The 25,177-nt window shown below is 74.0% G+C and carries 20 protein-coding genes and 1 tRNA gene; 10 read left to right on the forward strand and 11 right to left on the reverse strand.

Features of this window, described 5'->3' with window-relative positions:
* Positions 1-50: 50 nt before the first annotated feature.
* Complete coding sequence (locus QQX10_RS08950) at positions 51-2,171, forward strand: hypothetical protein (protein ID WP_301119860.1); 2,121 nt, start codon at positions 51-53, stop codon at positions 2,169-2,171.
* A 72-nt stretch (positions 2,172-2,243) separates the two neighbouring features.
* Positions 2,244-5,138 carry an FtsK/SpoIIIE domain-containing protein gene (locus tag QQX10_RS08955; protein WP_301119858.1) on the forward strand — a complete coding sequence of 965 codons (2,895 nt, stop codon included), beginning with the start codon at positions 2,244-2,246 and terminating at the stop codon, positions 5,136-5,138.
* Here QQX10_RS08955 and QQX10_RS08960 read toward each other — a convergent pair.
* Positions 5,109-5,501 (reverse strand): hypothetical protein, encoded by a 393-nt coding sequence (locus QQX10_RS08960; protein WP_301119856.1) that lies wholly within the window; start codon positions 5,499-5,501, stop codon positions 5,109-5,111. The two genes, QQX10_RS08955 and QQX10_RS08960, sit on opposite strands and share 30 nt — an antisense overlap.
* A gap of 162 nt (positions 5,502-5,663) precedes the next feature.
* Between QQX10_RS08960 and QQX10_RS08965 the strand changes: the two genes are divergently transcribed.
* Complete coding sequence (locus QQX10_RS08965) at positions 5,664-5,918, forward strand: WhiB family transcriptional regulator (protein ID WP_301119854.1); 255 nt, start codon at positions 5,664-5,666, stop codon at positions 5,916-5,918.
* Positions 5,919-5,950: 32 nt separating this feature from the next.
* On the opposite strand, the gene QQX10_RS08970 is transcribed toward QQX10_RS08965, so the two are convergent.
* Positions 5,951-7,414, reverse strand: a complete 1,464-nt coding sequence (locus QQX10_RS08970; protein WP_301119852.1) for a sensor histidine kinase — start codon at positions 7,412-7,414, stop codon at positions 5,951-5,953.
* 56 nt (positions 7,415-7,470) lie between these two features.
* Here QQX10_RS08970 and QQX10_RS08975 point away from each other — a divergent pair, with 56 nt between their 5' ends.
* The 3 genes from QQX10_RS08975 to QQX10_RS08985 are packed head-to-tail and all read left to right on the forward strand — an operon-like array spanning position 7,471 to position 8,740.
* Positions 7,471-7,962: a DUF2505 domain-containing protein gene (locus QQX10_RS08975; protein ID WP_301119850.1), complete on the forward strand. Its 492-nt coding sequence runs from the start codon at positions 7,471-7,473 to the stop codon at positions 7,960-7,962.
* Positions 7,959-8,372 carry a FluC/FEX family fluoride channel gene (locus tag QQX10_RS08980; protein ID WP_301119848.1) on the forward strand — a complete coding sequence of 138 codons (414 nt, stop codon included), beginning with the start codon at positions 7,959-7,961 and terminating at the stop codon, positions 8,370-8,372. Before QQX10_RS08975 ends, QQX10_RS08980 begins: the two co-directional genes overlap by 4 nt.
* Positions 8,369-8,740, forward strand: coding sequence for a FluC/FEX family fluoride channel (locus QQX10_RS08985; RefSeq protein WP_301119846.1), 372 nt, complete (start codon positions 8,369-8,371; stop codon positions 8,738-8,740). The genes QQX10_RS08980 and QQX10_RS08985 overlap by 4 nt, the downstream gene beginning before the upstream one ends.
* A 4-nt stretch (positions 8,741-8,744) precedes the next feature.
* Here the strand turns inward: QQX10_RS08985 and QQX10_RS08990 are convergent, their stop codons facing one another.
* The 6 genes from QQX10_RS08990 to QQX10_RS09015 form a co-directional block, all read right to left on the reverse strand.
* Positions 8,745-9,995, reverse strand: coding sequence for an APC family permease (locus tag QQX10_RS08990; protein WP_301119844.1), 1,251 nt, complete (start codon positions 9,993-9,995; stop codon positions 8,745-8,747).
* An 11-nt stretch (positions 9,996-10,006) separates the two neighbouring features.
* Entirely contained in the window at positions 10,007-11,446 is a 1,440-nt protein-coding gene (locus QQX10_RS08995) for an amino acid permease (RefSeq protein ID WP_301119842.1), read from the reverse strand.
* Positions 11,447-11,548: 102 nt separating this feature from the next.
* Positions 11,549-12,532: a patatin-like phospholipase family protein gene (locus tag QQX10_RS09000; RefSeq protein WP_301119840.1), complete on the reverse strand. Its 984-nt coding sequence runs from the start codon at positions 12,530-12,532 to the stop codon at positions 11,549-11,551.
* Positions 12,533-12,572: 40 nt separating this feature from the next.
* Complete coding sequence (locus QQX10_RS09005) at positions 12,573-13,178, reverse strand: hypothetical protein (RefSeq protein WP_301119838.1); 606 nt, start codon at positions 13,176-13,178, stop codon at positions 12,573-12,575.
* 159 nt (positions 13,179-13,337) lie between these two features.
* Complete coding sequence (locus tag QQX10_RS09010; RefSeq protein ID WP_301119836.1) at positions 13,338-14,939, reverse strand: xylulokinase; 1,602 nt, start codon at positions 14,937-14,939, stop codon at positions 13,338-13,340.
* A 215-nt stretch (positions 14,940-15,154) separates the two neighbouring features.
* A tRNA-Met gene (locus tag QQX10_RS09015) sits at positions 15,155-15,228 on the reverse strand.
* Between the two features lie 69 nt (positions 15,229-15,297).
* Between QQX10_RS09015 and QQX10_RS09020 the strand changes: the two genes are divergently transcribed.
* Positions 15,298-16,077 (forward strand): hypothetical protein, encoded by a 780-nt coding sequence (locus tag QQX10_RS09020; protein ID WP_301119834.1) that lies wholly within the window; start codon positions 15,298-15,300, stop codon positions 16,075-16,077.
* A gap of 85 nt (positions 16,078-16,162) precedes the next feature.
* On the opposite strand, the gene QQX10_RS09025 is transcribed toward QQX10_RS09020, so the two are convergent.
* The gene (locus tag QQX10_RS09025; RefSeq protein ID WP_439710117.1) at positions 16,163-19,180 is read right to left on the reverse strand and encodes a UPF0182 family membrane protein; all 3,018 of its coding nucleotides are present in this window, start codon (positions 19,178-19,180) and stop codon (positions 16,163-16,165) included.
* Positions 19,181-19,236: 56 nt separating this feature from the next.
* A complete protein-coding gene (locus tag QQX10_RS09030; protein ID WP_301119832.1) occupies positions 19,237-20,325 on the reverse strand; it encodes a YlbL family protein in 1,089 nt (362 codons plus the stop codon).
* Positions 20,326-20,457: 132 nt separating this feature from the next.
* On the opposite strand from QQX10_RS09030, the gene QQX10_RS09035 reads away from it, so the two are divergent.
* From QQX10_RS09035 to QQX10_RS09045, 3 genes are all read left to right on the forward strand, one after another.
* A complete protein-coding gene (locus tag QQX10_RS09035) occupies positions 20,458-21,828 on the forward strand; it encodes a zinc-dependent metalloprotease (RefSeq protein WP_301119830.1) in 1,371 nt (456 codons plus the stop codon).
* Between the two features lie 174 nt (positions 21,829-22,002).
* Positions 22,003-22,161: a DUF5679 domain-containing protein gene (locus QQX10_RS09040; protein WP_301119828.1), complete on the forward strand. Its 159-nt coding sequence runs from the start codon at positions 22,003-22,005 to the stop codon at positions 22,159-22,161.
* A gap of 121 nt (positions 22,162-22,282) precedes the next feature.
* Positions 22,283-23,131 (forward strand): hypothetical protein, encoded by an 849-nt coding sequence (locus QQX10_RS09045; RefSeq protein WP_301119826.1) that lies wholly within the window; start codon positions 22,283-22,285, stop codon positions 23,129-23,131.
* Here the strand turns inward: QQX10_RS09045 and QQX10_RS09050 are convergent.
* Positions 23,113-25,110, reverse strand: coding sequence for an ATP-dependent helicase (locus QQX10_RS09050; protein WP_301119824.1), 1,998 nt, complete (start codon positions 25,108-25,110; stop codon positions 23,113-23,115). The genes QQX10_RS09045 and QQX10_RS09050 overlap by 19 nt on opposite strands.
* Between the last annotated feature and the right edge of the window lie 67 nt (positions 25,111-25,177).

The raw sequence follows: 25,177 nt of genomic DNA on the forward strand, positions 1-25,177 counted from the left end.
GCCGCCGCACCGCGCGGGCGCGCGGTGCCCCGCCACTACGCTTGGGTCGCGTGACGCGTCGCCGCCCGGACCTCGGGACCCTGCTGACGGGCGAGCGCGCCGCCGCGGGCCTGGTGGCCGCCCCCGAGCGCATCGTCCTCACGCTCGTGATGCTCGCGCTGTCCGCCGGGCTCTGGGTGTCGGTCGGCGCCCACGAGCCGTGGACCGTGCTCCCCACCGCGCTGATCGGCGTGGCGGTGACGTGGCGGCTGGTGCCGCGCCCGGCGGCCGTGGCCCCGGCGGAACGCACCGGTGCGATCGCGGCGCTGTCCGGGGCGGCGGTCTGGGCCATCGCCAACGCCGTGCTCTCCGCCGAGTACCTGGTGGTCGTGCGCGACCCCGGCTTCCTGACCCTGTCCGGGCTGTGGCTCGTCGACCACCCGAGCACCGACATCCCGTCGCTCGGCGCCGTCGACGCCGCGGCGGTCGACGGCACGGTTCTCGCCGATGCCTCGGAGGCGTGGAACCTGCGGGGCGACACGGTGCAGCCTCAGGGTGCGAAGATGCTCCCCGCGGTCATCGCCGTGGGCGGCTGGATCGGCGGCGACCGCGGCGTGCTGGTGGCGAACGTGGTGATCGGCGCGGTGGGCCTGCTCGCGGTGTACGCGCTCGCCCGTCGCATGCTCGGTCCGCTGGCCTCCCTGGCGCCGATGGCGGCCGTCGCCATCTCCGTCTCCCACATCGGCCTGTCGCGGTCGGCCTACAGCGAGCCGCTCACCCTCGTGACCCTGCTCGCGGCGACGCTGTGGCTCTGGCGCGGCATCGCGGACCGGCGCGCGGCGCTGGTCGCCCTCGGCGCGGTGACCAGCGGAGCGATCGCGCTGATCCGGATCGACGGCGCGGCCTTCGCGCTCGGACTGCTCGCGACCGGGGTCCTCGCGCTGGCGCTCGGCGACGGCCCGCGGGGCCGCCGCGCGTGGGACGCCCTCGTGCTGCTGGTGCTCCAGGCCGCCGTGCTCGCCGGGAGCTATGCGGCGCTCTGGCGGTGGAGCGAGGCCTACGCGGAGCGGCTGGGCGACCAGGCGGAGCGCATCATGCTCGCGTACGGCGGCATCACGCTCGTGCTCGCGGCGTGGGTGCTGTCGTGGCTGGCCGGCGGGGACCGGATCGCGACCCGGGTACGGGACGGGCTCGGCCGGCGCGGCGCGATCGGCGCCGGCGGCGCGGTCATGGCGGTGCTCGCGGTGCTGGCATCGCGTCCGCTGTGGTGGGTGTCGCACCGCGGGACCGAGACCAGCGTCGACCGCTTCACCAACTCGGTCGTCGAGGCCTTCCAGGCGTCGCAGGGCCTCGAGATCGACCCGACACGCACGTATGCCGAGCACACCGTCGCGTGGCTCTCCTACTACCTCACGTGGCCCCTGGTGCTGCTGGGGATCCTCGGCTTCGGCCTCGCCACGGCCTGGACGCTGCGGCGCCGTCCCGAGTGGGCGCTCCTGCTGGGCGCCGCGCTCCCCACGTCGCTCCTGTACTTCTGGAACCCGGAGGTGGTCCCCGACCAGCTGTGGGCGTTTCGGCGATTCGAACCGGCCACGCTGCCGGGATTCGCCATCGCGGCGGCGATCGCAGCGTGGTGGCTCGTCTCGCGCTACGCGCGTCCTCGCACGGAGCAGCGCCTGCGTCTGGTGGCCGCCGCATCGTTCGCGGTGCTGCCGCTGACCACGTGGGTGTCGATCAAGCCGGGCGACACGCAGCCCGTGGCGGCCGCGGTGCCCGTGTTCGTGCGCGAGATGGGCGGCGCGCGCGACCAGCTGGCCGACCTGTGCGCGCTCGCGCCGGACCGGCCGATCATCCTCGCCGGGACGTCGTCGCACTTCGGGTCGCTCCGGGTGACATGCGACGAGCCCACCGTGCTCGCACTCGCCGAGCTCGCTCCCGCCCAGGTGGCGGACATGGCCGCCGTCTGGGACGTGGCGCCGGTGGTCCTGACGCGGAACCCGGAGTGGTTCACCTGGTCCGCGGATCCCGCGGTGGTGCAGCACTCGACCATCGACCAGGCGAGCTACGACCTCCAGCAGATCCCACGGACCTACTTCACCCGCACCTACGACTGGTACGCGGGCATCGTGCAGGCCGACGGGACCCTCGAGCCGGTCGCGCCGGGCGGGCAGGCGGTCGTCACCAGCCCCTGATCGGCCCCGGCACCGTCCACAGCGGACGGCATCCGCGCGGTGGCCCGCCGCGCCACCGCGTCGACTTGCGGGGTGATCATCTCCGTCGACGGCGTGGGCGACCTCGAGGTCGAGCCCGGCACCCCCGTCAGCCTGATCCTCGCGGCGGCGGGCGCCCCGGCCGCGCGGTGGTGCGGCGGCGCACGTCTCGACCCGCGGCATCGCGCCGGCCGGCCGCCGCTGGTCCACGCCGCCCTGCTCACCTCCGGACCTCAGGCGTCGCCGCCGCCCGACGGCCGGCCGCACCTCGCCGTCATCGCCGGCCCCGATGCGGGGCTCGGGCTCGCGCCGGCCGCGCGGGCCGCCGTGGGCCGGTCCCCGGACGCCGCGCTGGTGATCGCGGACCCCGCCGTCAGCCGCCGCCACGCGGAGGTGGACGAGCGCGGACGCCTCCGGGACCTGGGATCCGGCAACGGGACGGTCCTGGTGCGGCGGGGCCGCCGGCGGCGGGTCGGGCGACGCCGGATCGCCCTGCGCCACGACGACGTGATCTCGGTCGGGGCGAGCGTCCTCGCCTGGAGGGAGCCGCTCGCCGACGCCCCGGGCCCACGGTCGTCGATCCCGCACGGGCGGTCCCTCGGCTCGCTGGCCGGCGCTACGGTCGGCGCGGCCGCGGTGGGCGTGATGTCGGGCCGCTGGTGGCTCGGCGCGCTGCTGGCAGCGGCGACGGCCGCATCGGCGGCGGTGGCGTGGGCGCGGGGCCGGCCGCGCCACGCCGCCCGTGATCGCGACGGGCTGGAGCGGCTCGGCTCGCTCCCGCTGCCCCTCGCCATCGTCGGACCGCGGCACCGGGCCGCGGCGGCGGCACGGGCGGTCGCCGTGGTCGCGGATCGCGCGTGGGATCGCGAGGCCGGCGAACGGTGGGAGCGCTGGCTGGCCTCGGACGCCGCGCCGGGGAGCCTGGTCCTCGTGGCCTCGCCGGACCTCGTGCCCTCCGAGGCCGTCACCGTGCTCGACCTCGACCGAGGACTGCTGACGGTGCGCGGCGAGCCGCGCGCCTGGACGCCGGCGTCGATGAGCGCACGCACCGCGGAGACGCTCGCGCGCGCCGCCCGCGGGACGGGGACCGAGCCCGTGCGCGACGTACGTTGGGGTGAGCTCGCCGCGGTCACCCGGTCGGGTCCGGCACGGGCACGGACGCTGCGGGCGGCGATCGGGAGGGACGCGAGCGGCGATGTGATCCTCGACCTCGACGCCGACGGCCCCCACCTGCTGGTGGCCGGGACCACGGGATCCGGCAAGTCGCTCCTGCTCGAGACGCTGGTCTCCGCGCTCGCCCACGACCACGCCCCTGAGGACCTCGCGCTCGCCCTCATCGACTTCAAGGGCGGCGCCGGCCTGGGCCCCTGCGCGGGCCTGCCCCACGTCGGCGGGCTGCTCACGGACCTCGAGCCACGACTCGCGCGGCGCGCGCTGCAGGGCCTCGCTCACGAGCTCCGCCAGCGGAAGGGAGCGCTGCGGCAGGCCGGGCTGCCCTCCTGGCACGACTGGGAGGCCGCGGGTGGCGCGCCGCCGCGGCTCGTGGTGGTGATCGACGAGTTCCAGGAGCTCGCCGCCGCGGACCCCGGGTTCCTCACGCAGGCGGCGACGCTCGCCGCGCAGGGGCGCTCGCTGGGGATGTACCTGGTGCTCGCGACGCAACGACCCGCCGGGGTCGTCACGCCGCAGATCCGCGCGAATGTGAGCGCGGTGATCGCGTTGCGCGTATCGGGCGCGGCCGAGTCCCACGACCTGCTCGGCGACGACGCCGCGCACCGGCTGCCCGCCGACGCGCCGGGCGCGGCCGTGCTGCTCACCGCCCGCCGCCGCACGGTGTTCCGTGCCGCGGTTCCGGTGGTCGAGCCGCGACCACCCGCACGCCTGGTCGGAAGCCCCGCGGCCCCAGGGACGGCGCTCGCGTCGGAGGCCGCGCGACGGTGGGCGCAGCACGCGCCCGCGACAGCGCTGTGGCTGCCTCCGGCGTCGCTCGACACGGATCCCCTGCCCGGCTCGGCGGGCTGGCTCGACCTCCCCGCCGAGCGGCGTCGCGCGCCGCTGGTCTGGGATCCGGGCGAGGGACCGGCGCTGGTGCTCGGGCCCCGCGGCGCGCGCCGGGCGGCGGCGATCGCGGCGCTCGCCGCCTCGACCCCGGGCACGCTCGCCCTGCCGGAGGATCCCCGCGAGGCGGTCCGAACGCTCGAGCTCGCGGCCTCCGGCGCCGTGCGGGCGGTGGCCGTCGAGGATGCCGAACGTGCGCGGCAGGCGCTCGAGGACTGCCTTCGTGCGCCGGGCGAGCAGGCCCTGGAGGAGCTGGCGCGGCGCGTGCCGCTGATCCTCGGATGCGCACCCGGCTGGCCCGTGCGCTGGAGCGTGCGTGCCGCGCTGCGGGTGGTGCTGCCCGAGGTGGAGGCCACCGAGCGGTCGCTCTGGGGGGTGCCCGCCGAGCTGCAGGCCGACGGGGCGGCCGACGCGTGCTCCGTTGCGATCGGCGCCGGCGGGGCGGCGGCGGTCGCGCTCCGGGCGGCCGGCCCGTGGCGGCCCGCCACGCCCCTGGTCGCGCCTCTGCGGTGCGGTCCGGGTCTCGCGGCGGACGCGCTCGGCGTGCGAGGCGATGAAGCGGCACCCCTCCGGCTCGCGGGGGAGGTCGAGGTGGCGGGTCCGCCGCACCCCCACCGGTCGCTGACCGTCGAGACCCTCCGCCGTCACGGCATCGAGCCGCGCGTCGCGGCGGCGCCCGGAGGAGCCGGCGTGGTCGACGCGACGATCGTGCCGGCGCCCTCGCCCGCGCTGCTGCGCGGCTGGGGCGTGCGCGTGCCACCCGGGCTGATCGACCCCCAGCCGGTGACCGGACGGGTGCTGCTGCTCACCTCGGGAGGCTGGGAGGCGGCTCAGCTCCGCGTCGAGACGAGCGCACCCGCGTCAGCCGCGAGGCGCGACCACGTCCCGTGACGCGACGATCACGAGCACGCCGATCGCCGCGCCGACGGCGGCCGCGGGCAGGCCGACCGCGGGTCGTGACTGCACCAGCGACACGCCCGCGAGCGTGAGCAGGGCCTGCCAGGTCACCGCCGCCGAGACGGACCACCGTGCGCCGCGACGGAGCCCGCGGCCCGCGAAGGCGAGCCCGACCGCGATGCACACCGCGAAGATCGCGAGCCCGATCGCGAACATGGGCTGCGGGAGCGAGAAGGCATGCACGCCGTACGCGACGCCCGCCGCCGCGAGCCCCGCGGCCTCGATCCAGAGGGCCACCGCGGCGGCCGTCCGGAGGCTCTGGACCCGGGACCCGGGTCCGGTTTCGGTGCCCGACATGGGCTCTCCCTTCATGCTGTGAGCGAACCCACAGAAAAAGACTCTTGAAACATGTTCGTTACTTATGCGAACCTAAAGGAAGTCGAAACGCGATGACGCGACGGCACCACCCCCCATACCCCCGTAGGTGTCGTCGTCCCCTGCGAACCCTGAGGAGCACCCATGGATTGGCGCGACCGCGCAGCCTGCCTTGAAGTCGACGACCCGGAGCTGTTCTTCCCGGTCGGCAACACCGGCCCCGCGCTGGTGCAGATCGAGAAGGCCAAGACCGTCTGCAACGGTTGCACCGTGAGGGACACCTGCCTCCAGTGGGCGATGGAGCACAACCAGGACTCCGGCGTCTGGGGCGGGCTGTCCGAGGACGAGCGTCGCTCGCTCAAGCGCCGCGCCGCGCGCGCCCGCCGCGCCGCCAAGTAGGCACGCACCCCGTCAGAAGGCCTTCGATCCCGTCACAGACGCGGATCGGAGGCCTTCTCCTCTACCCGGACCCGGACGTCGACCACCGAGCCGACCTCCGCCCGGGTCCAGTCGATCGAGCCCGAGAGCTCGTTCTGGACCAGGGTCCGGACGATCTGCGACCCCAGCCCTGTCGGCTCGCCCGCGAGGCCCACGCCGTCGTCGGCGATGGTGACGTGGAGCGCATGCCCGTCGCGCTGCGCGTCCACCGTGATGGTGCCGCGCTCGCGGCCGTCGAAGCCGTGCTCGACGGCGTTGGTCACGAGCTCCGTGATGACCAGCGCGAGCGACGACGCGTACTGCGCGGGGATGAGCCCGAACTCCCCCGAGTTGATGATCCTCACCTGGGTGTCGGGCGACGCGACATCGGCCGCCATCCGGATCGAGCGCGAGACCAGCTCGTCGAAGTTCACCAGCTCGTCGAGCGTTCCCGACAGCGTCTCGTGCACGAGCGCGATGGTGGCGACGCGGCGCATCGCCTCCGCGAGCGCCTCCTTGGCCTCCGGCGCCTCGACACGGCGCGACTGCAGCCTCAGCAGCGCCGCCACGGTCTGCAGGTTGTTCTTGACGCGGTGGTGGATCTCGCGGATGGTCGCGTCCTTGGTGACCAGTTCACGCTCGCGGCGGCGCAGGTCGGACACGTCGCGGCAGAGCAGCACCGCGCCCACCCGGGTGCCGCGCTCCGTCACGGGGATCGCGCGGAGCGACAGGCAGGCGCCGTTCGCCTCGAGGTCGGTGCGCCACGCGGCGCGGCCGGCGACCACCATCGCGAGCGTCTCGTCGACCACGCCCTGGTCCTCGAGCAGCTCGCTCGTCACGCGCGGGAGCGACTTGTTCATGAGCGAGCCGTGGACTCCCAGGCGATGGAAGCACGACAGCGCGTTGGGAGACGCGTAGGTGACGTGGCCCACCGCGTCGAGCCGGAGCACACCGTCGCCGACGCGCGGCGCACCGCGTCGTGGTCCGGTAGCCGAGCTCCGCAACGGGAACTCGCCGCGCGTCACCATCCGGAGAAGATCGTCCGCGGCGCCCTTGTAGTTCAGCTCGAGGCGGCTGGAGGAGCGGGACACGGCCTGCGACACCTCGCGGGTCACCACCGCGATGGGTCGCCCGTCCATCACGACGGGCAGCGCGTCCTCGCGGACCGCGTACGTCTCATCCCAGCGCGGCTCCCGCGACGCGACGATCCCGCCCTCCTCGAGCGCGCGGCTCAGGTGCGCGACGCGACCCCCGGGCGCTGCCGAGCCCACCACATCGTCCAGATGGACGGTCGGTCCGGTCGACGGTCGACACTGGGCGACCGCGACGAAGCCGTCGCCGTCCTGCCGCCACATCACCAGATCCGCGAACGACAGGTCCGCGATGATCTGCCAGTCGGCGACCAGCATCGCCAGCCAGTCGGCCTCGGCGTCCGTGATCGGTCCGTGCTCCTCGATGGTCTCGCGCAAGGTTGCCACGGGGACCAGCCTAAGCCGACCCGCGCGCCGCGATAGCCTGTCACCAGGGGGTAGACGTGAAGCTGATCCACCGGCACCGGTTCGACGCGGAGCTCGCGCGTGTGAGCGCGATGCTCGAGGACGAGGACTTCGCGCGGGTGCGTGCCGAGGCGATGGGCTCGGCGGTGCTCGACATCGATGTCGACCGCCGCTCGAGCGGCGCCCTGGTCGTCTGTCTGAAGGCCTCCGTACCCGCGAGCTCGATCCCCGCGGAGTTCAGGTCGTTCGTCGGCACGGACCTCGCGATCACCTACACGGAGGCCTGGGAGCCGCTGGGCGAGACGGACCGTGTCGGGACGTTCGCGGTGGACGTCGCGGGCGCACCGGGCCACGTCGCGGGCGCGATCGGCATCACCGCGGACGGGTCCGGGACCGAGATCCTCGCCGCCGGCGACGTGATCTCCAACGTGCCGCTGGTCGGCGCGATGATCGAGAAGGCCGTCGGGGGCGCGGTCGAGAAGGCGATGGCCGCCGAGATGGCCGCGGCCGACGCCTGGCTCGCCGGGTGAGCCGCGCGCGCGAGCTCGCCCTGGTCCTGGTGGGCGGGACCCTCGGCGGCGCCGCCCGCATCGCGGTGGGCGAGCTGTTCCCGCACCTGGCCGCGACCCTCCCCTGGGACCTGCTCCTCATCAACGTGATCGGCTCGGCCGGGCTCGGCGCCGCCGTCGCCTACTCGCGGTCGCAGGGGCCGCTGCCGTACTTCCCCGCGATCGGTCCGGGGTTCTTCGGCGGCTTCACCACGTTCTCCTCGATCGCCTGCCTGCAGTGGTCGGCCGGCCTCGGCACCGCAGCCTCGGCCGGGGTCCTGGCCGCGACCATGGCGGCGGCGGTGCTCGGCGCGGCGGTCGGATGGTGGTTCGGCGACCGGCCGCCGACCCCGATCGACGAGCGCGCGATCTTCGAGGAGGAGAACGAGTGAGCGTGTGGGCGTACCTGGCGGCGACGCTCGGCGTCGGCGTGGGCGCGTGCGTGCGGTTCTCGCTCGGGTGGCTCGACCGCCCCAAGACGTTCCCGTGGCCCACCATCCTGGCGAACCTGCTCGGCTCGGCTCTGCTCGGCGCGGTGCTCGCGCTGAGCGATGGCGGCGCGCTCTCCCCCGGCGCGACCTTCGCGCTCGGCACCGGCGTCGCGGGGGGCCTGTCGACCTTCTCCTCGCTCGCGGTCGACGCGCTCGTGCTGTGGCGCGACGGCCGCCGCACGGCGGCCACCGCGTACCTCGCGGGCACGCTGGTCCTCGGCCTCGCCTCCGCGGCGGCGGGCTTCGCCGTCGCCGACGCGCTGGCGTAGCCCGTCAGCGGGACGATGCGCGGGTCGCGGCCATGCGCACGGCCGCCGCGAGCGCGAGGGTCGCGACGGCGGCGACCAGCGCGGGCCACGGCAGGGCGATCATGAGGAGCACGCACAGGACCGCGCCCGAGGCGCTGGCCGCCCGCGGCATGCGCCATCCCTCGAGGTGACCGGCGCCCGCCGCCCGGAAGGCCGCGGCACCCGCGACGGCGTAGTACAGCAGGACCGCGAACGAGGACATCGCGATCACGAAGGTGAGGCTGCCGACCCAGACGAGGCCGATCGCCACCAGCCCGGAGAGCCCCTCGGCGAGCGCGGGCACGCCGCGCCCGTTCGCACGCGCGAGCGCGCGGGGCAGGTCGCCCTCCCTGGCCATCGCCATCGCGGTGCGTCCTACGCCCGCCGTGAGGGCGAGCAGCGAGCCGGCGGCCGCCGCCACGGCGGCGAACGTCACCAGCGGCACCGGCAGCCACGTGCCGTCGACGGCGTCGGCGATCGGCGCGGTCGAGGTGACGAGGCCCTCGCCGAGCCGTGCGGGCAGCGCGAGGGACAGCAGCAGGTAGGCGGTGAGCGCCACGACGAGCGCCCCCGCGATCGCCCATGGGATGGTGCGCGCCGGGCGGCTGACCTCCTCGCCCAGCGTGGCGATGCGCGCATAGCCCGCGAAGGCGAAGAAGACGAGCGCGGCGGCCGCCAGCACCCCGCCGACGACGCCCGGCACCGCGCCCCCCTCGGGTCCGACGATCCCGAGGAACGCGGCGTCGGCCGGCCCCGCGGCCGCGATCGCGTAGACCGCGGCCACGAGCACCGCGACCACCACCGACGCCAGCACCACGGCGGCGCCCGCGGTCCGGGTGACGCCCCGGGAGTTGAGGAGCCACGAGGCGATGATCGCGGCCGTCGCGACGAGCGCGGCGTGATCGGGAGCGAGGTAGCGCCCGATCGCGAGCGCCACCGCCGCCACGGACGCCGTCTTGCCCAGCACGAAGCCGGCGCCGGCGAGGAAGCCGGGCCATGCGCCGAGCTCCGCGCGGCCGTAGGCGTACGCCCCGCCGGCCACCGGGTGCACGGCCGCCAGCTGCGCCGTCGACCCCGCGTTGAGCAGCGCGACCAGCCCGGCGACCAGCACGGCCGCGGGCAGCAGCGCTCCCGCGAGGGACGCCGCCGGACCCCACACCACGAACACTCCGGCGCCGAGCATCGAGCCGACGCCGATGGCGGTGGCCCCGACCAGCCCGACGCGCCTGGTGGACATGGCCGCTCCCCTCAGCGGGTCTCGACGCCGGCGGGCGGGGCGACCTGGTCGTGGATCTGCTCGTCCCCGTGCGTCTCGGCGGCCTCGGACTCCGCCACGGCGTTGGCCGCGCCGCGGGGCCGGCCCGCGCGCACCCATGCCCAGTACAGGCCGCCCGCGACCACGAGGGTGGCGGCCAGCGAGCCGACCGCCGCCGGCCGGGTCATGTTGGCGACCAGCGTGAAGGCCACCGCGAGGGCCGCGACGCCGTTGAGGACCACCCAGCCGGGCCGGCGCTCACGCCAGGCGAACGTGGCCATCGCGATCAGGCCCATGAGGAAGCTCACGAACACGGCGACGGCGTAGAAGAGCACCAGCCGCTGCTCGCTCGCGCCTCCGATGGCCACCACGCAGGCGGAGATCACCAGGAAGACCAGCACGCCCACCACGGGGACGTGATGGACGTTGGTGCGTCCCAGCACCGCGGGGAGCACCCCGTGGCGGGCGCTGCCGTCCTCGGAGCGCGCGAGGGCCTTGAGCAGGCCGGGTCCGGCCTGGAACGAGGACGATGCGGCGGAGAGCAGCAGCAGCGCCGTCGCGCCCTGGAACGCGGCGAAGATCGCGGGGCTGCCGATGGCGCGCGCGAGCTCGGCGACGAGCGTGGTGTCCTCGTGCGGCACCTCGAGGCCGAGCCACACGACGGCGCCGGTGATCGCGAGGGTGAGGGTGCCGACGATCCCGAGGGTGAGCCAGAGCGCCCAGCGCCCGAAGCTGCGGCGGCCGGCGTCATCGAGCTGGCCCAGTTGGGCGATCGCCGACGAGGGCGCCTCGATGCCCGTCGCGAGCGCCATCGCGACCGGGAACGCGAGCGCGACCGCGAGCGGCGCGGAGTGGGTCAGCCCCGTCACCGGCGCGGTCGGCGCCTCGGTCACGCCCAGCATGGGCAGCAGCACCGCGACGGCGGCACCGATGAAGATCAGGGTGAGGAGCGCGAACACCGCGCGCCCGAGATGCCCGAACCACATGAGCCCGGCGACCACGAGCAGCAGCGCCAGCGCCAGCAGCACGCGGTGCGGGGCCAGCGACGGCAGGTAGGCGATGATCGCCGCGGAGCCGGCGGAGACGGAGATCGCGATGGTGAGCACGAAGTCGACCACCAGCGCGCCCATCGGCACGAACGAGAACCCCTCCCCGAAGGCCCGGCCCGCGGCGGCCGCGGACCCGCCGCCCTCCGGGAACCGGGCGACCAGCTGGTGGTAGCTCGCCACGACCAGGCCGACCACGAGGACCACGGCCGACATCGCCGGCAGCAGCAGCGCCAGGTTGCCGTCGAGCGCACGGAGGGCCGCCTCGATGGCGTACGCCACGGAGGACACGGGATCCGCCATCACGGAGAAGGCGAAGGCGAGGAGGAGCGCGGTGCGGCCGTGCAGCCAGCGGGAGCCGGCGCGCCGCGCGGTGGGGTGAGTCACGCGACCCCTTCCATCTGTCGGACGTCGGGCAGCGCGTCGCGTCTGCACCGTAGGACACCCTAGACCTCCCCGGGGGCGCCCCCCGGGACTCATCTCCCAGGCTCAGCCGGGCGCGCCCTCCCAGGCGTCGAAGGCCTCACGGGCGAGCGCCCGTCCGAGCGCGATCATCTCCGTCGCGCGGTGGAAGTCGAGGGTCCCGCACGCGTCGGACGGCACCGTGACCATGACGTCGGGCGGGTAGCCGGCGAGCCGGTACCGCTGCACCGTGTTCTGCAGCGTCTGGAGCGAGCGGTCGATCACGTCGAGCGTGCTGACCGCGAGCGGCGGCTCCCCGGGCTCGGCCTCGACCGGAGAGGCCTCGACCAACGCATCGTCCCCCTGCTCGCCGCGGGCCCGCAGGCGGTCCGTGATCATGCCGACCAGGCGCGGCTCGGCGACGTGGAAGGACGGCAGCCGCAGCCGCGGCAGGCGGACGAGCGGCCCTCCGGAGTCGACGGGGGGCTGGGCGGCGTTGCCGCCCCGCGTGGTGCCGGCGAGGTTGACGGCGATGATCGCGTCCGCGCGCACCGAGGCGAGCGGGATCACGGGGACCGGGTTGAGGATGCCGCCGTCGGCGAGCAGCATGCCGTCCCGCTGGACGGGGGTGAACACCGTCGGGATCGCGATCGAGGCGCGGATCGCCTCGATCACCGGCCCGGAGGTGAACCACACCTCGGTCTGGGACAGCAGGTCCGTGGCGACCGCCGTGTAGGGGATCGGCAGATCCTCGATCCTGCTCGAGCCGAGGATCCCGTCGAGCCGCGACATGAGCCGGTCCGCGCGGATCGCCCCCGCCCCCTTGAACGCGGGGTCCATCCACCGGAGCACCTCGCGGCGGCCCATCGGCTCGACCCACGCGCGGTACGCCTCGACCCCGCCGACGGCGTGCAGCGCGCCGACGACCGCACCCATCGACGTGCCCGCGACCGCGACCACCTCCCAGCCGCGGGCCGCGATCTCGTCGAGCACCCCCATGTGGGCGTAGCCGCGCGCGCCGCCGCTGCCCAGCGCGAGAGCGATCCGGGGCCGGGTCGAGGTGTCCGTCACCGGCTCAGGCTAACCCCGGCGGGTCCAGGGAGGACACTCCTCAGGCCGCGACCGGCTCGCGCTCCTCGGCGACGACGGCGGTGCTGGTGGCGTTCTCGGCCGGGAAGATGATCTTGAAGACCGGGAAGTAGATCACGAGCTGCACCCCGCCGTTGATCACGGTCACCGCCAGGTTGTACACGGCCGGATCGAGGTGCTGCTGGAGCAGCGGCACGTAGAGGCTCATCAGCAGGCTGCACGCGATCGTGATGAGCACGAGCGCCACCACGTACCAGCCGAGCTGGAACCACACGTTGCCGCGCGACCGGAAGGTGACGTTGCGCTGCAGCGGGAAGTTCACGCCCTGCGAGATCACCAGCATCAGCACGAACGCCACGAAGTAGCTGAGCCCGCCGAGCGCGTCCCCGGTGACAGGGTGGTCGAAGACGTAGGTGTCGATCGGGCCGAGGCTGACGTGCAGGTACTGGGCCGGGACGGCTCCCCACCCGGTGGTGCGGAAGAGCAGCTCCGGGAGGAACGTCAGCAGCAGGTACTGCAGCGCGGCGATCAGGAACGACAGCCCTCCGAACGTCGCCATCTCCGCGATCAGCGGATGCGCGGCGGCGACGCGCCCCCACCATCCTCGGACTCCCTCTGACCCGTGCATCGTCCCTCCGGTCCTCGTCGTGCACGCCGACGAGGCGCGACCCGAGGGACGCTAGCGAGCGCGAGACCGTCGCGACGCCGCCACGGACCAACCTGTCGGTTCCGCGTCACGATCTGACGGCCGGGCCCGCCCGCGGGCCCGACGGAGAGGCCGGCGAGGCTAGTGGATCGCCTGCGTGGCAGCGCGCTCGATGGCGAGACCCGCCTCGTACTGCGCGAGCCAGGCTCCGTAGCCCTCGACGTCCGCCGCGACAGGCGCCGCGACGTCCAGCGCCGCATCCGCGAAGACCTGCCCCGCCAGGTAGGAGCTGAGGTCCGCGCCCGCACCGGCGCGCAGGTGCTCGGCGAGCACCGCGATGCCCCACGCACCACCCTCCGAGGCGGTGTCGCCCACGGTGACAGGGGCGTCGATCGCCGCCGCGAGGAGCCGCTGCGCCACGCCGGCGGTGCGGAACATGCCGCCGTGCGCGAACATCGAGTCGAGCTCGACGCCCTCGTCGTGCAGGACCCGCATGCCCAGGCTCAGGGTGCCGAAGGCGGCGTACAGCTGAGTGCGCATGAAGTTCGCCAGGGTGAGGCGGCTGCCCGGCGTGCGCACCACGAGCGGCCGGCCCTCGGCCAGGCCGGTGATCGGCTCGCCGGACAGGTAGTTGTAGGCGAGCAGGCCGCCGCCGTCTGCCTCGCCCTCGAGCGCGGCGCGGAACAGGGTCTCGAAGACCGCGTCGGGGCCGCCATCGACGCCCATCGCGGCGGCGAACTCGGTGAAGACGCCCGCCCACGTGCCCAGCTCCGACGCGCCGTTGTTGCAGTGCACCATCGCGACCAGGTCGCCCGCGGGCGTGGTGACGATGTCGAGCTCCTCGTGGACGCTCGTCAGCGGCCTCTCGAGGACCACCATCGCGAAGATCGAGGTGCCGGCGGAGATGTTGCCCGTGCGCGGGGCGACCGCGTTGGTCGCGATCATGCCGGTGCCGGCGTCGCCCTCGGGCGGGCACACGACGGCGCCCGGCTGGAGCCCTCCCGTCGGGTCGAGCAGCGCGGCGCCGGCGGCGGTGAGCGCGCCGGCATCCTGACCCGCGACGAGCACCTCCGGGAGGAGGGACGATGCGGTCATCCCCGGCTGCCTGCCGGCGACCAGGGCGTCGAAGCGCTCGAGCATCGCCGCGTCGTAGTCGCGCGTCGCAGGGTCGATGGGGAACATGCCGGACGCGTCGCCCACGCCGAGCACCTTGCGGCCGGTGAGGCGCCAGTGGACGTATCCCGCGAGCGTGGTGAAGAACGCGACCTCGCCCACGTGCGGCTCCTGGTCGATGACGGCCTGGTAGAGGTGCGACGCGGACCATCGGAGCGGGAAGTTGAAGCCGAGCTCCTCGGTGAGCTCCGCGGCGGCCGCCTCGGTGGTGGTGTTGCGCCAGGTCCGGAAGGGCACCAGGAGCTCGTCCGCGGCGTCGAAGGCGAGGTAGCCGTGCATCATCGCCGAGACTCCGAGGGCGCCGACCGACGTCAACCGGACGCCGTGCGCCGCCTCGACGTTCGCGACCAGGTCGGCGAACGCCGCCTGGAGACCCTCCCAGATCGCCTCCACCGAGTAGGTCCACATGCGGTCGACGAACTGGTTCTCCCAGCCGTGGCTGCCCGTCGCGATCACCGCGTGGTCCGGCCCGATGAGGCACGCCTTGATGCGGGTCGAGCCGAGCTCGATGCCCAGCGACGTCTGTCCCGACTGGATCGCGTCGACCGCGTCCACCTGCTGCTGAGCCATCGTGCCACCACTCCTTCGTGTTCTGGGGCTCCCCCGGTACGCAAGCAATGTTAACGCTCGACAAGCCTGCGCGGCGACCGGAGGTCCCGGGTGCCCCCTCGCGCCCGCCGTCCCCCGCATCGTCCCATCCCCGGCGCTGCCGCGCGGCCCGGGCGCGACGCTCCCCCCGGAGACGACGAAGGCCCGGACCTGAGGTCCGGGCCTTCGTCGATTCGTAGCGGGGACAGGATTTGAACCTGCGACCTCCGGGTTATGAGCCCGGCGAGCTACCGAACTGCTCCACCCCGCGTCGGCCTGATAACTGTACCCGAGCCGCCGCCTCCGACCAAATCGCCCTCCCGTCGCTAGGGTCGAGGACATGACGGACAACACCGAACCGACCCCTCCCGGCATCATCCCCGGCGCCCAGCCGCCCGCCCCGCCAGCCCCTGCGAGCGCGTCCGCCCCGGGCCTCATCCCCGGTGCGGCGGCACCGGCGGACGCGACCCCCGCGCCCTGGCAGCAGTCGACCACAGGCCCGTTGCGGGACCCACGCGGCAACCCGCTGACGGCCCCCACGTCGCTGTCGTGGGCCCTGATCGGATCGGCCGGGGCCTACACGCTCATCGGCCTCGTGGTCGCGTCGCTCGCCGGCAACGACGCCGCGGTCCTGCTCGACGCGCTCGAGACGGGCGAGTTCGCGTCGCTGCCCGTCGGCCTGCTCATCTCGCTGCTGTCGACGCCCGTGCTCATCCTGTCCTTCATCGCATACGGGCTCTGGGCCGGTCGGATGCGCGGCAACCGCGTCGCGATGGGCGACAAGCCGGGCCTCGCCGGCGTCGAGTGGTGGGGCTGGTTCGTGCCGCTCGTCGGCCTCGTGCTGGTGCCCATGGGTCTGCGCCGCGTGTCAGGTCACAAGGCTCCGGTCGGCCTCCTGGTCGGCTGGATGGCGTCGTGGACCGTCGCGCAGGCGCTGAGCGGGATCGCGGGAGCCGTGCCCAGCTTCGCGATCGACGCCACGTCGGGCGAGCTGGTCCGGCCCGAGCTGGTCGACGCGTACGCCCCGCTCATGTGGGCCTCCGCGCCGGTGCTGGTGCTCGCGCTCGTGCTCTTCGTCCTGCTGATCCGACGGTCCACCACCGCGCACCTCGAGCCCTGACACCGCCGGGCCGCACCGCGGCCGGCACCGGAGACCGCTGCGGCCCGCATCCCGATCGGGATGCGGGCCGCGTCGCGCCGTCGCGTCAGAGGGCGTCGGTGGTCGACTCGTCGGTCGGCGTCGACTCCTCGGTGGACGTCGCCTCCGGGGTCGGACTCGGCGAGGCCGACGGCTCGGCGGACGCCGACACCTCGGGCTCGCCGCTGAGCGCCGCCTCGGCCGCGATCGCGTCCTCCAGCGCCGACTGCAGGCGCTGCTGCGCCTCGCCGTACGCGGCCCAGTCGTTGTCCGCCAGCGCGGCCTGACCGTCGACGAGCGCCTGGTTCGCCCGATCGAGCGCGTCGCGCAGCGCCGCCTCCGTGGTCGGGTCGGTGGTGCCCTCGTCCGTGGTGCCCTCGTCGGTCGTGCCCTCGTCCGTGGTGCCGCCGTCTGTCTCGCTGCCGGCGGCACCGTCGCCCGCGCCGTCGCCGAAGACCTGGTCGAGCGCCTCGGGCAGGGTGTCCGCGAAGCCGACCTCGTCGCCGAACGCCACGAACACCTTGCGCAGCAGCGGCACCTGGGTGCCGGTGCTGGCCTGCACGTAGACGGGCTGGACGTAGAGCAGGCCGCCGCCCACGGGGAGCGTGAGCAGGTTGCCGCTGATCACGTCCGTCTCGCCCTGGCGGAGCAGGTTCAGCGTGGTCTGCGCCTCGGAGTCCGAGTTGAACGTGTTCTGGACCTGGCCGGGGCCGGGGATGGTCGTGTCACGCGGCAGCTCGAGCAGCCTGAGGGTGCCGTACCCTTCAGCGACCTGACCGTCCGACGAGCCCGTCTCGGAGTCGACCGCGAGGAAGCCCGTCAGGATGTTGCGGTTGCTGTTTCCGCCGGGGATGAACGTGCTCGTGAGCGAGAACGTCGAGGACTCCTGCCCCGGCATCTGCAGCGTCAGGTAGTACGGCGGCTGCTTGCGCGTGCTGTCGGTCGGGTCGTCGGGGTTCTCCCACACATCCTGGCCGGAGTAGAAGGCCGCGGCGTCCGTGACGTGGTACCGGGTCAGCTGGTACCGCTGCACGGTGAACATGTCCTCGGGGTAGCGAAGGTGGCTCATGAGCGACCCTGAGATCTCGCTCATCGGCTCGAACGACGCGGGGAACACATTCGCCCAGGTCTCGATGATCGGGTCGTCCTCGTCCCACACGTAGAGCGTCACCGAGCCGTCGTAGGCGTCGACGGTCGCCTTCACGGAGTTGCGCATGTAGTTCAGCGTGGTGCCGAGCGGCGAGGAGGCGGCGTCCGCGAAGAGCGTGGTCGCCGTGACGGGCGCCGAGTACGGGTACTGGTCCGTCGTGGTGTAGCCGTCGACCACCCAGACGATCTTGCCGTCCACCACCGCGGGGTAGGTGGTCTTGTCGAGCTCGAGGTACGGGGCGACGCGCGCGACACGCTCGAGCGGGTCGCGGTAGTACAGGATCTGCGACTCGGTGGTGACGCGGTCGGAGAAGAGGAGCTGCTCCTCGCCGAGCCGGATCGCGTACATCAGCTTGGCGAAGATGTTGCCGATCCCGGGCCCGCCGTCGCCGGTGTAGGTGGTGTTGACCTGGCCGTTCGCGGAGTCGTCGTCGGGGTAGTCGAGCTCCCACGGCGCCGTGCCGTCGGGGGCGCCCACGATCGAGTAGTCGGGGAGGGTGGTGCCGAAGTACACGCGCGGCTCGTACTCGCCGAGCAGGCCGCTCGACGGGATCCCGCCCTCGAAGAAGCTGGGCTGGCCGTCGGACGTGGTGCGGTTGCCGTAGGCGGCGACCACGCCGAAGCCGTGCGTGAACACGGTGTGGTCGTTCACCCAGTTGCGGTTCTCGTTCGACAGGCCGTCGAGGTTGAGCTCGCGGACCGCGATCACGGTATCCTGCAGCTCGCCGTCGATCATGTAGCGGTCCACCGCGAGCAGGTCCGAGAAGTTGTAGTACTGCTTGTTCTGCTGGAGCTGCTGGAACGCCGGAGACACCACGTTGGGGTCGAGCAGGCGGATCTGGGCGGTCGTCTCCGCGTCGGCCCGGAGCGCGCCGGCCGTGGCCTCCGTGGTGGCGCGGTACGGGGTGGTCTCGATGCCGTCCAGCCCGTACGCGTACAGCGTCGCGTCGATGTTGTTCTGGATGTAGGGAGTCTCGAGCTCCTGCTCGTTCGGGCTCACCTGGAAGCGCTGCACGATCGACGGGTAGATGCCTCCGACGGCGATCGCCGCGACGATCATGAGCGCGATGCCGACCGCCGGGATGCGCCAGTCGCCGCGCCAGATCACGACGAGGAACACGAGCGCGACCACGATCGCGATGCCCGCGAGGATCGATCGCGACGGGAGGATCGCGTTCACGTCGGTGTAGGACGCGCCGTAGAACTTCTCGCCGGAGCTGGTCAGCAGGCCGTAGCGGTCGAGCCAGTAGTTCGCGGCGATCGCCAGCATCACGATCGCGCCGAGGATCGCGAGCTGGATGCGCGCGCCGCGGGACGCGATGAAGGACCGTCCGGAGCCCGCGATGCCGCCGTAGAGCAGGTGGACGAACGCCGCGATCACCGCGCACACGACCGCGAGCGTCAGGATCATGGTGAGCACCAGGTCCAGGACCGGCAGGGTGAAGACGTAGAACGACGCGTCGAGACCGAAGATCGGGTCGGCCTCGCCGAACTCCTGCCGGTTGAGGAACGCCAGCACCATGGACCACTGCGAGGACAGCGCGAGCCCGGCGACGAGCCCGACGACCGCCGGCAGCAGCAGCATCACGAACCGCTCGAGCGGTGCGATCTGCTCGCGGAGCTGGTCGAGCTGGGTCCGTCCGCCGAGGCGCGCGGGCCGCACCCGCTTGGCGATCCACAGGTTGAGCCAGACGGCCCCGCCGGCGATCACGGCACCCGCCGCGAACAGCAGGATCCGTGCGATCCACTGGGTGCGCCACACCTCGCTGAATCCCAGCTGGTCGAACCACACCACCTCGGTCCACACGTTGGCGGTGGCGATGGCCGCGAGCACGAGCGCACCGACCACGACGGCGGTGATCGCGAGCGGCGAGCGTCGCTGCGGCACCGGCGCGGGGCGCATCGGTCGGGAGAATCGGTCGTCGTCGAACGTCACAGCGGGTCCTTCATGGTTGGTGGGACTCGGTCGGCGTGGCTACCAGCGTGCCACAGTCAGCAGGACGGCAGACCCGCGGTGTCCCCCTCGCCGATGCGCACGATCGCGTCGTACGCCTCGTCGAGGGTGTCCACCGCGACAACGGTCAGGCCGTCGGGGATGTTGCCGCGCACGTCGGCGCAGTTCGCCACGGGGGCGAGGAACCAGTCGGCGCCGTCGTCGAGCGCGCCGTACATCTTCATGCGGATGCCGCCGATCGCGCCCACATCGCCCGCGGCGCTGATGGTGCCCGTGCCCGCGACCAGGGCACCGGCGAGCTCGTCCTCGGGGGTGAGCCGGTCCATGATCCCGAGCGAGAACATCAGGCCTGCGCTCGGGCCGCCGACGGAGTCGATCGCGACGGTCACGTCGATCGGCAGGTCGAAGTCCGGATCGACGTAGACGCCGATCACCGCGCCGCCCGCGCCGTCGTCGATGGTCGCGAACGTCTCGCTGCGCTCGGCGCCGTCGCGCACGTAGGTCACCGTGATGTCCTCGCCCGGAGCGCGGCCGCCGACCGCGTCGGCGAGCGCGGAGAACGAGGTCACCTCCGCGCCGTCGACCGCCGTGATGACGTCGCCGTCGACGAGCAGCCCGTCGGCGAGCGAGTCGCTCGACGTCCCGCGGACGGTGAGCGTGGCCGGCACGTCGACGCCGAGCGCCTCGAGGGCGGAGACGGTCGCGGACTCCTGGGAGGTCACCCAGTCCACCTGGGCCTGCTCCTCGACCTGCTCCTCCTCCTCTGGCGTGCCGAACACCTGCTCCTCCGGCACCACGTACTGCCGCGGCGAGGCCCATCCCGCGAGCACGCGACCCAGCGTGAACGGCTGCGACCCCGCCCGCGACACCGAGACGGTGGTGAGGCGCAACTCTCCCGACGAGTCGTAGGTCGGGGCACCGGAGATGCTGACGAGCGGCTCGCCGTCGACCTCGCCGAGGGTGTCGAAGGTGGGTCCGGCGCCGCCGATCGCGTAGGCCGCCGGCAGCACCGTGAGCACCGCGATCAGCGCGCTCGCCGCCAGCCCCGTGACCGACATGACGGTGGACCGCCGGCTCGGGGCGTCCTCCGTCCCGGGGACGGGGGGCATGGCCTCGGAGGTGGTCACCGGGCCATTCTCCCCCATCGCGGCGGCGCGACCGACACCTGGGGCAATGCTGGTAGCGAACGTGGACGCGCCGACGGCGCCTCCTTCGTTACCGTGGAGAGGGCGTGAGACGCGCGCCCGGACGGAGTGAGCGTGAGCGACGAATCGACGCCGTGGATGCGGCTGCTGCGCGAGCTCTTCGGGGACGACGCGGAGATGGCCCTCGAGGAGCTCAAGCGCATGGGCATGGACCCCGAGGCGCTCGCCGCGACCTCCGGGATGGCCGCGAGCCCCGCGATGATGGAGCACGTCCTGGGGCAGATCCGCGCGCTGGTGGCGCAGTCCGCCGGCGAGGACGTGAACTGGGCCCTCGCGCACGACGTCGCGCGGGGCGTCGCCGCCCAGGGCGGCGACCCGACCGTGAGCGCGGCCCAGGCATCGGCCCACCGCGCCGCCGTGTCGCGCGCCGAGCTGTGGCTCGACGCCGCGACGGACTTCGACCCGTCGCGGCTCGAGCCGCGCGTGTGGAGCCGCGCGGAGTGGGTGGAGGCCACTCTGCCCGTCTGGCGCACGCTGGCCGGCCCCGTCGCCGTGAGCGTGTCGCGAGCCCTCACCGGCATCCTGCGCGGCGAGCTCGATCGGGACGACGCGCTGGGCGACGAGGTGCGTGGCGGCATCGACCCCGCCGGGCTGATCTCCTCCGTGAGCCCGACGGTCTGCGGGATGCACATGGGTCAGGCGGCCGGCGGGATGGCGCGCGAGGCGTTCGGCGTCACCGACCTCGGGATCCCGCTGCTCGACGAGGCCCGCGTGGTGATGGTCCCGTCCGCGATCGCCGAGTTCGCCGACGGGCTCGGGATCGACGAGGACCAGGTCCGGTCGTACCTGGCGCTCCGCGAGGCCGCCCACGTCCGGCTGTTCCAGGCCTCACCCTGGCTGCCCGGGCAGCTGCACGGGCTGGTCGAGCGCTACGCGCAGGGCATCACGATCGACCTGGAGGCTCTCGAGGACGCCGTGCGCGACGCCGGCATGGGTGATCCCGCGAAGCTCCAGCAGGCCCTCAACCGCGGGATCTTCGCGTCGCACCACACCGCGGAGCAGAAGGAGACGCTCGAGCGCATCGAGACCCTGCTCGCCCTGATCGAGGGCTGGGTCGACGACGTCACGGTGCGCGCCGCGGCTCCCCACCTGCCCGAGATCGGCGCCCTGCGCGAGATGATGCGCCGCCGACGGGCCACCGGCGGACCCGCCGAGGACACGTTCGCGAACCTGCTGTCGCTCGAGCTGCGGCCGCGCCGCATGCGCGACGCGGCCGCCCTGTGGGCGCTGCTCGCATCGCGGATCGGCCCCGAGGGACGGGACGGCGTCTGGTCGCACCCGGACCTGCTGCCGACGTCGGACGACCTGGCCTCGTACGCCGCCTGGGTCGACGCCTACGTGGCGCGCGGCGAGGGCGCCTCGGACGAGGTGGACCGCGAGCTCGAGCGCCTGCTCGGCGGGGACGAGGAGCCGCCCACGTCCTGAACCGGGGTTGCGGCGTCGGATCGTGCGCGTAAGGTATGCGGCGGACCGTGCGGCGACACCCGGCACGCATCGAGCGAAAAAGGTGCGTCGCACGTCTACGCTGAGGGACCAAGGGCCCTCAGCCCATCGACGTGCGGCGCGTTCCGCCGCGCCAACGAGAAGAAGGAGAGCCACATGGCTGACAAGTACTCGGGCGAGTTCTACTGCGTGAAGTGCAAGGAGAAGCGCGAGACCGAGGGTGACGTGGTCATCTCGGAGAACGGCCGTCGCATGGCGAAGGCGACCTGCCCGGTCTGCGGCACCAAGCTCAACCGCATCCTCGGCAAGGCGTAAGCGCCCCAGGATCTCAGGCGAAGGCCCGGCCCCTCAGGGGGCCGGGCCTTCCCTCGTCTCCGGGGCACATGACCCTGTGGACAGCCGGTCCCATGTGCCCGGCCCGTGCCAGCGTGAGGGCATGCGGCTGCTCCCGGGCGCCGCGCTCCTGTGGCGCGGCGGCGATCGTCACCAGGTGGGGCTCGCTCGCGCGCTCCCGCTGGACAGCGACGATGCGCGCGCGCTCGCGCGATCCGGTGGCGCCGTGCCGCGGGACAGGCCCCGCTTGGCGGCGCGGCTGTCGCGCGCCGGGCTCGTGGCGCCGGAGCCGCTCGCACCGGTCCGGGTCCGGGTCAGCGGACTGTCGGCTTCCGGGGTCGCCGCCGCCGAGGCGCTGGCGCGCGCGGGCGCCTCGCTCACCCTCGTGGACCCGGCGGTGGACGATGCGGGCACGGCCGAGCCCGGCGTGCTTCCCGCGCTCGGCCGGGGCACCCGCGCCGAGCGCGCCTCGCGCCTGGTCCGGGAGCTGCGCCCCGGGGTCCGCGTGGATCTCGACCGCTCCCGCGCGGTCGACAGCGAGGTGGCGGTCGCGGTCGGATCGCTGCCTCCGGTCGACCTGCACCGCCTGATGGTGGCGGACGTCCCCCACGTGGCCGTGCTCGTGGACGAGCGCGGGGTGACCCTGCTGCCGGTCACGCCGGGGATCACCGCGTGCGTGCGGTGCCGCGACATCGTCCGCACCCGGCTCGACCCGGTGTGGCCGCTCCTGCTGCGCCAGTGCGAGCCCCTCGCCCCGCGTGCCGATCCCCGCGACGCTGCGGTCGCGGGCGGGCTCGCCGCGGCAGCGGCGCTCACGCTGGCGCGAGGCGGCCTGCCCCCGGGATGGCGGGTCGAGGCCGGGCGCCCCTCACCGCTGTCGCTCGCGGCGGAGCCGGCCTGCGGGTGCGGCGCGGCGGAACGTGAGCCCGACGGCTACGCCCGCTCGGCGTGATGCTGCTCGACGATCTCGAGGATCGCCCTGCCGTACCGGTCGAGCTTCGAAGCCCCGATCCCCTGCACGCGGGCGAGGTCGCCCAGGGTGGACGGCCGGGAGCGCGCGATCTCCACGAGGGATGTGTCCACGAGCACCGTGAAGGCGGGCTTGGCGTCCGCCGTCGCGGTCTCGAGCCGCCACGTCTTCAGCGTCTCGAACAGGCGCAGGTCGTCCGGGCCCAGGTCGGCGAGCCTGGCGTTCGCCGCCTTGCGGGGCGTGCGACCCGGCCGCACGTCGGGCCACTGCTGCTCGAGGAACCGCGTGCGGGACCGGGTGGCCTTGCCGCCCGACTTGCGGGCGCGGGCGAAGCTCAAGGCGAGGTGCTCACGCGCGCGCGTGATCGCCACGTAGAGCAGGCGCCGCTCCTCCTCCACCGCCTCGTCGGTCTCGGCGAGGGAGATGGGCAGGAGGCCCTCCGAGCAGCCGACGATGAAGACGGCGTCCCACTCGAGGCCCTTGGCGGCGTGCATCGAGGAGAGCGTGACCCCCTCCACCGCGGGGGCGTGCTGCGCCTGGGCCCGCTCCGCGAGGTGCTCGACGTACTCCCGCATGGTCGCCGCTCCCCCGGCATCGGCCGCCACGTCGTCCGCGAGGTTCACCAGCGCTTGCAGGGCGTCCCAGCGCTCGCGCACCGCGCCGCGCGCTGTCGGCGGCTCCTCGGTCCAGCCGACCCCGGTGAGCGCATCCCGCACCTGCTCGCCCAGAGGGCGGTCGTCCGCGGCGACCGCGGCCCCCCGCAGGAGGACGATCGCCCGCCGCACCTCCTCGCGGGCGAAGAACCGCTGCCCGCCGCGCACGAGGTAGCCGATGCCGCGCTCGGCGAGCGCCTCCTCGAGCGCCTCCGACTGGCTGTTCGCGCGGTAGAGGACGGCGATCTCCGAGGCCGGAACCCCGGCGGAGATCAGCGCCTCGATGCGGGTGGCGACGCCCGCGGCCTCCGACTCGTCGTCGTCGTACGCGGTGAACGACGGCGCCGGCCCCGAGGGCCGCTGGGCCACGAGCTCGACGCCCGCGCCCGCCGCCCCGCGGCGCCTCATGAGGCCGTTGGCGAGGCTCACGACCTGCGGCGTCGAGCGGTAGTCCCGCACCAGCCGGACCTGCGTGGCGTCCGTGTAGGTGCGACCGAAGCCGAGCAGGTGCTGCGGGCTCGCGCCGGCGAACGAGTAGATGGTCTGCGCGGGGTCGCCCACCACGCACAGCTCCCGCCGGCCGCCCAGCCACTGCTCGAGCAGGAACTGCTGCAGCGGAGAGACGTCCTGGTACTCGTCCACCACGAAGTGGCGGTACTGCCGGCGGATCTGATCGCCGACCTCGTGGTGGCGCCCGATCACGTCGGCGAGCAGCAGCAGGATGTCCTCGAAGTCGAGCACGACCGCGTCGGTCTTCGCCTCCTCGTAGGCGCGCATCACGTCCACGACCTGCGCGGGTGCGAGGCCCGCGGGCGACGGTCGGCCCTGCCGTGCGATGGTCGACGCGTAGTCGGCCGGGTCGACGAGCGAGACCTTGGCCCACTCGATCTCGGCCGCGAGGTCACGCACCATGAGCCGGTCGACACGAAGCCCCGACGCGTTCGCGGCGCGTCCCACCAGCGGCGCCTTCTGCTCGACCAGCGACGGCATCTGACCGCCGACGACCTCGGGCCAGAAGTAGCTGAGCTGGCGCAGCGCCGCGGCGTGGAAGGTACGGGCCTGGACCCCCGCGACGCCGAGCGCGCGCAGGCGCTGACGCATCTCCCCCGCCGCGCGAGCCGTGAACGTCACGGCGAGCACGGACTGGGGCGCGTAGGCGTTGACGCGGACCCCGTACGCGATGCGATGGGTGATCGCGCGGGTCTTGCCCGTGCCCGCGCCCGCGAGCACGCACACGGGCCCGTGGAGCGCGGTGGCGACCTCCCTCTGCTCGGGGTCGAGGGCGTCGAGGATCTGATCGGCGGACATCGCGGTCATTGTGTCAGGACCGTCGGACACTCGATGCCCTCGGACGGCGAGCGGGGGACGGTCGCGG

Source organism: Demequina lignilytica (assembly GCF_030418305.1).
GTDB lineage: Bacteria > Actinomycetota > Actinomycetes > Actinomycetales > Demequinaceae > Demequina > Demequina lignilytica.

Excerpts from the sequence above, each read along its gene's own strand:
- QQX10_RS08965 (WP_301119854.1), top strand. The coding sequence starts at position 5,664 with ATGGATTGGCGCGACCGCGCAGCCTGCCTTGAAGTCGACGACCCGGAG.
- QQX10_RS09005 (WP_301119838.1), bottom strand. The coding sequence starts at position 13,178 with ATGCACGGGTCAGAGGGAGTCCGAGGATGGTGGGGGCGCGTCGCCGCC.
- QQX10_RS08960 (WP_301119856.1), bottom strand. The coding sequence starts at position 5,501 with ATGTCGGGCACCGAAACCGGACCCGGGTCCCGGGTCCAGAGCCTCCGG.
- QQX10_RS08990 (WP_301119844.1), bottom strand. The coding sequence starts at position 9,995 with ATGTCCACCAGGCGCGTCGGGCTGGTCGGGGCCACCGCCATCGGCGTC.
- QQX10_RS09045 (WP_301119826.1), top strand. The coding sequence starts at position 22,283 with ATGCGGCTGCTCCCGGGCGCCGCGCTCCTGTGGCGCGGCGGCGATCGT.
- QQX10_RS09040 (WP_301119828.1), top strand. The coding sequence starts at position 22,003 with ATGGCTGACAAGTACTCGGGCGAGTTCTACTGCGTGAAGTGCAAGGAG.
- QQX10_RS09020 (WP_301119834.1), top strand. The coding sequence starts at position 15,298 with ATGACGGACAACACCGAACCGACCCCTCCCGGCATCATCCCCGGCGCC.
- QQX10_RS09010 (WP_301119836.1), bottom strand. The coding sequence starts at position 14,939 with ATGGCTCAGCAGCAGGTGGACGCGGTCGACGCGATCCAGTCGGGACAG.
- QQX10_RS09050 (WP_301119824.1), bottom strand. The coding sequence starts at position 25,110 with ATGTCCGCCGATCAGATCCTCGACGCCCTCGACCCCGAGCAGAGGGAG.